The sequence below is a fragment of the Brevibacillus sp. SIMBA_040 genome, assembly GCF_046535075.1.
GTDB lineage: Bacteria > Bacillota > Bacilli > Brevibacillales > Brevibacillaceae > Brevibacillus.
This window is the reverse complement of sequence record NZ_JAWRXI010000244.1, coordinates 1-262: the sequence shown is the minus strand read 5'-3', so window position 1 is coordinate 262 and position 262 is coordinate 1. Positions and strand designations below refer to the sequence as shown.

Sequence of the window (262 nt, the reverse complement as noted above, 5' to 3'; positions counted from 1 at the left end):
CCCTACATAAAAATCTTCCTCAGTACCATTTACAATCGTTGCACCAGTACGAATACTTCCTAAAGCCCAATTGGCACCACCTGATGTAGGCCCACTATTGGTAAATCCTAGTAAAGAATAATTACCTGTAGCCAAGGGAGAAGTATTTCTTAATGCTAAAAATGCATATTGATTAGTAGAATTGGCAGCATCAATAATATTATATCTGTTAGAACTTGCCACACCAGAAATCACATGTAATTTTGTTTCAGGAGTCGTGGTA

The 262-nt window shown here is 37.0% G+C and carries 1 protein-coding gene; it reads right to left on the bottom strand.

Annotated features, from left to right (window positions below; translation table 11 throughout):
• Positions 1–262, bottom strand: a 262-nt coding sequence (locus SB752_RS32705) for a hypothetical protein (RefSeq protein WP_410719548.1), incomplete at both ends; no start/stop codon positions are given.